General features: G+C 62.6%; 3 protein-coding genes. All 3 read right to left on the reverse strand.

The annotated features are described in order from the left end of the window. Positions 1-2,859, reverse strand: a complete 2,859-nt coding sequence (gene gcvP / locus GOW92_RS24680; RefSeq protein ID WP_170566527.1) for an aminomethyl-transferring glycine dehydrogenase — start codon at positions 2,857-2,859, stop codon at positions 1-3. A gap of 124 nt (positions 2,860-2,983) precedes the next feature. Continuing rightward, complete coding sequence (gcvH, locus tag GOW92_RS24685; RefSeq protein ID WP_170566530.1) at positions 2,984-3,349, reverse strand: glycine cleavage system protein GcvH; 366 nt, start codon at positions 3,347-3,349, stop codon at positions 2,984-2,986. Between the two features lie 18 nt (positions 3,350-3,367). Continuing rightward, positions 3,368-4,462 (reverse strand): glycine cleavage system aminomethyltransferase GcvT, encoded by a 1,095-nt coding sequence (gene gcvT / locus GOW92_RS24690; RefSeq protein ID WP_170566533.1) that lies wholly within the window; start codon positions 4,460-4,462, stop codon positions 3,368-3,370.

Raw genomic sequence — 4,462 nt, forward strand, 5'->3', positions numbered from 1 at the left:
TTACTCAGCGGCTTCTTCGTATGCGTCCATTGGAGGGCATGTGCAGATTAGGTTTCTGTCGCCGTAAGCGTTGTCGACGCGGTTTACTGGTGACCAGTATTTGTCGACGCCCATGGATCCTGGGGGGAAGCAGGCCTGTTCGCGGCTGTAGGGCCGGTCCCAGTCTCCGACCAGATCGCGCACCGTGTGGGGGGCGTTTTTCAGCGGGTTGTTTTCCGCGTCGATCTTGCCGTCGATGATGTCCTGCGCCTCGGCCCGGATTGAGAGCATGGCGTCGCAGAAGCGGTCAAGCTCGGCCTGCGGTTCGGACTCGGTGGGCTCCACCATCAGGGTGCCTGCGACCGGCCAGGACATGGTCGGCGCGTGGAAGCCGCTATCGACCAGACGCTTGGCGATGTCGTCAACGCTGACCTGTGCCGCCTCATCCAGCGGACGGGTGTCGAGGATGCATTCATGCGCCACACGACCTGTCTCGGACGTGTAGAGGATGGGATAGGCATCCTGCAGACGCGCCGCGATGTAGTTGGCGTTCAGGATCGCCACCTTGGTCGCCTGGGTCAGGCCCGCGCCGCCCATCAGCAGCACATAGGCCCATGAGACGGGAAGGATCGAGGGCGAACCGAAGGGCGCCGCCGAGACCGGACCCACGGCAGTGCCGTATTCCGGGTGGCCGGGCAGGTGCTCTTCCAGATGCGCCTTGACGCCGATCGGACCCATGCCGGGGCCGCCGCCGCCATGCGGGATGCAGAAGGTCTTGTGCAGGTTCAGGTGGCTGACGTCGCCGCCAATGTCACCTGGACGCGAGAGACCAACCATGGCGTTCATGTTGGCGCCGTCGATATAGACCTGACCGCCGTGATCATGGGTGATCTGGCAGACCTCCTGCACGGTGGTCTCGAACACGCCATGGGTCGACGGGTAGGTGATCATGCAGGCGGCCAGATGATCGGAGTGCTTTTCCGCCTTGGCGCGGAAGTCGTTCAGATCAATGTTGCCCTTGTCATCCGCCTGCACCGGAACAACCTGCCAGCCCACCATCTGCGCCGAGGCCGGGTTGGTGCCATGGGCCGAGGTCGGGATCAGGCAGACATTGCGGTGCCCTTCGCCGCGGGCGAAGTGATAGTTGCGGATGGTCAGCAGGCCTGCGTATTCACCCTGCGCACCCGAGTTGGGCTGCTGGCTGATCGCGTCATAGCCGGTGATCTGGCACAGCTTGTCGTTCAGATCGTCGATCATCTCGTGATAGCCCTGTGCCTGATCTTCGGGGCAGAACGGGTGCAGGTTGCCGAACTCGGGCCAGGTGACCGGGATCATCTCGATCGTCGCGTTCAACTTCATGGTGCAGGACCCCAGCGGGATCATCGCCCGGTCCAGCGCCAGGTCGCGGTCGGCCAGACGGCGCATATAGCGCGTGATCTCGGCCTCGGCCCGGTTCTGGTGGAAGATCGGGTGGGTCAGATAGGCGCTTTCGCGCAGCGCGTAGTCCGGCAGGCGATATGCGCGGTTCTTCTTGCTGTCATCCTTCTTGTCGATGCCGAAGGCACCCCAGACGGCTTCGATGGTCTCGGGGCGGGTCTGTTCGTCCAGACTGATGCCAACCTTGGTGTCGCCGACCTTGCGCAGGTTGACGCCACGGGCCACGGCGGCCTCCATCACGACGTTCTGCAGGTGGCCAACCTCAACCGTGATGGTGTCGAAGAACACCTCTGGTTCTACGGCAAAGCCCGCCTCTTCCAGCCCGGCTGCCAGGCGCGAGGTCTTGCGGTGCACCGATTGCGCGATGGCCTTGATACCGTCGGGGCCGTGATAGACCGCATACATCGACGCAATCACCGCCAGCAGCGCCTGCGCAGTGCAGACGTTCGAGTTGGCTTTCTCGCGGCGGATGTGTTGCTCGCGGGTCTGCAGCGACAGGCGATAGGCCTTGTTGCCGCGGCTGTCGATCGACACACCGATGATCCGGCCCGGCATGGATCGCTTCAGCTTGTCGGTGGTCGCCATGTAAGCAGCGTGCGGGCCACCATAGCCCATCGGAACGCCAAAGCGCTGGGTCGAGCCGATGGCAATATCCGCGCCCATCTCACCCGGTGACTTCAACAGCGCCAGCGACAGGATGTCGGCGGCGACGATGGCGATGGCTTTGTGTTCGTGCAGCGCGGCGATTTCCGATGTGAAGTCGCGCACGTGACCGTGGGTGCCCGGGTACTGGAAGATCGCGCCAAACACCGCGCCTGCGTCCAGCGTGTCCGGATCAGCCACCTGCACGTCGATGCCCAGAGGCTCGGCCCGGGTCTTGATCACTGCGATGGTCTGCGGGTGGCAGTTCTTATCAACAAAGAAGGCCGCGTTGTTGGCCTTGGACCGGCCGCCGCGCTTGGCCATTGCCATCGCTTCGGCCGCCGCAGTGGCTTCGTCCAGCAGCGAGGCGTTGGCCACGTCCAGCCCGGTCAGGTCGCTGACCATGGTCTGGAAGTTCAACAGCGCCTCAAGACGGCCCTGGCTGATCTCGGGCTGATAGGGCGTGTAGGCGGTGTACCAGGCCGGGTTTTCCAGGATGTTGCGCAGGATCGGCGCCGGCGTGGTGGTGCCGTAATAGCCCTGACCGATCAGCGAGGTCAGAACCTTGTTCTTGCTCGCCACCTCTTTCATGTAGAACAGCGCATCGCGTTCGGTCATGGCCGGACCCCAGTCCAGCGGTTCCTTCTGCCGGATCGCGGGCGGGACGGTGGCGTCGATCAGCTGGTCCAGCGTCTTGAAGCCGATCACCTTGAGCATGTCGCGCATCTCGGTGGGCGACGGGCCGATATGGCGGCGATTGGCGAAGTCATAGGCTTCGTAGTCGGTCAGTTTGAAGGCCATTGCAGCGCTCCTGTCGAATAGGTCAGGTCGGGCGGAGACTGCGACAGCCTCCGGTAGTAGGGAGAGGGCCGGACAAGGGCCGGCCCGAACATGCGGAGCCCCAGACCGGGGCTCCGGTACGGGCTTAGCCGATCAGGGCCTTGTAGCCGTCCAGATCCATCAGATCTTCCAGCTGCGCGGCATCCGCGATCTTGATCTTGTAGATCCAGGCCTCGCCTTCGGGATCATCGTTCAGCGCGCCCGGATTGTCGGCCAGCGCCTCGTTCACCTCGGTGATCTCGCCATCGACCGGGGCATAGAGCTCGGAGGCGGCCTTGACGGATTCGATCACGCCGATCTCGCCGCCTTTTTCGAATTCGTCGCCTGCTTCCTGCTGCTCCACAAACACCACGTCACCCAGCTGTTCAGCCGCGTGCTTGGTGATGCCCAGAGTGGCCGTGTCACCGTCGACGGTCAGCCATTCATGCTCTTCGGAATAATAGGTTGCCATGTTGTCTCTCTCCTGACTTCAACGCTTGTAATTCTGTTTGACGAAGGGCAGCGCCACGATCTGTGCCGGCTGCGGCTTGCCCCGGATGATCAGGTTCACCGTCTCGCCCGGCTCGCCATGACCCTTGCTCACATAGCCCATCGCCACCGGTCCACCGACCGTGGGGCCGAACACGCCCGAGGTGATCTGACCGATCGTATTGCCCTCGGCGCACTGGATTTCCACGCCCTGACGTGCCGGTGCGCGGCCATCGGGTTTGATGCCGACCAGCTTTTTGGCAGGGCCTTCGGCCAGTTCCTTTTGTACCCGCTCGGCACCCGGGAAACCGCCTTCTTCCTTGCGGCGCTTCTGGATCGCCCAGGCCAGCGAGGCCTCAATCGGCGAGGTGCTCTGGTCGATGTCATTGCCATAAAGGCACAGACCGGCCTCCAGCCGCAGGCTGTCGCGCGCGCCCAGACCGGCGGCTTCGCAATCCTCATGCGCCAGGAACGCCTTGCTGACCTCAATCGCCTTGTCCTCGGGGATCGAGATCTCGTACCCGTCCTCGCCGGTATACCCCAGACGCGAGATGCGGCACTCGACACCGTTGATATCGGCCACCGTGGTTTCCATGAACTTCAGCTCGCGCGCGGCAGGGCAGAGTTCCCCCACCACGTTTTCCGCTGCAGGGCCTTGAACAGCCACCAGCGCGCGGTCGAAGATCTCGGTCACTTCGACGCCCTCTAGGTTCGCTTTCATATGCGGAATATCCTGATGGCGCAGCGCTGCGTTCACCACCACAAAGTAGTGATCCCCCGCATTCGACACGATCAGGTCATCCATGATCCCGCCTTCCGCGTTCGTAAAGAACCCGTACCGCGCTTTGCCTTCCTTCAGTGTCGCATAGGCCTGTGGGCAAAGCGCTTCCAGCTTCTCACCCACATTCTCACCCCGAAGGATCACCTGGCCCATATGAGACACATCAAACAACGCCGCCTTCTCACGACACTGCTTATGCTCACCCATTATCCCCAACGGATACTGAACAGGCATCTCCCAACCAGCAAAATCAACCAGCTTACCTCCCAACTCAACATGAAGATCGTAAAGTGGCGTGCGTTTCAATTCGGTCAT

This window comes from Ruegeria atlantica, assembly GCF_013032505.1.
In the GTDB taxonomy this organism is placed as follows: domain Bacteria; phylum Pseudomonadota; class Alphaproteobacteria; order Rhodobacterales; family Rhodobacteraceae; genus Ruegeria; species Ruegeria atlantica_F.

Coding starts and splice junctions, on each gene's coding strand:
- gcvP (WP_170566527.1), bottom strand. CDS start 2,859: ATGGCCTTCAAACTGACCGACTACGAAGCCTATGACTTCGCCAATCGC.
- gcvH (WP_170566530.1), bottom strand. CDS start 3,349: ATGGCAACCTATTATTCCGAAGAGCATGAATGGCTGACCGTCGACGGT.
- gcvT (WP_170566533.1), bottom strand. CDS start 4,462: ATGACCGAATTGAAACGCACGCCACTTTACGATCTTCATGTTGAGTTG.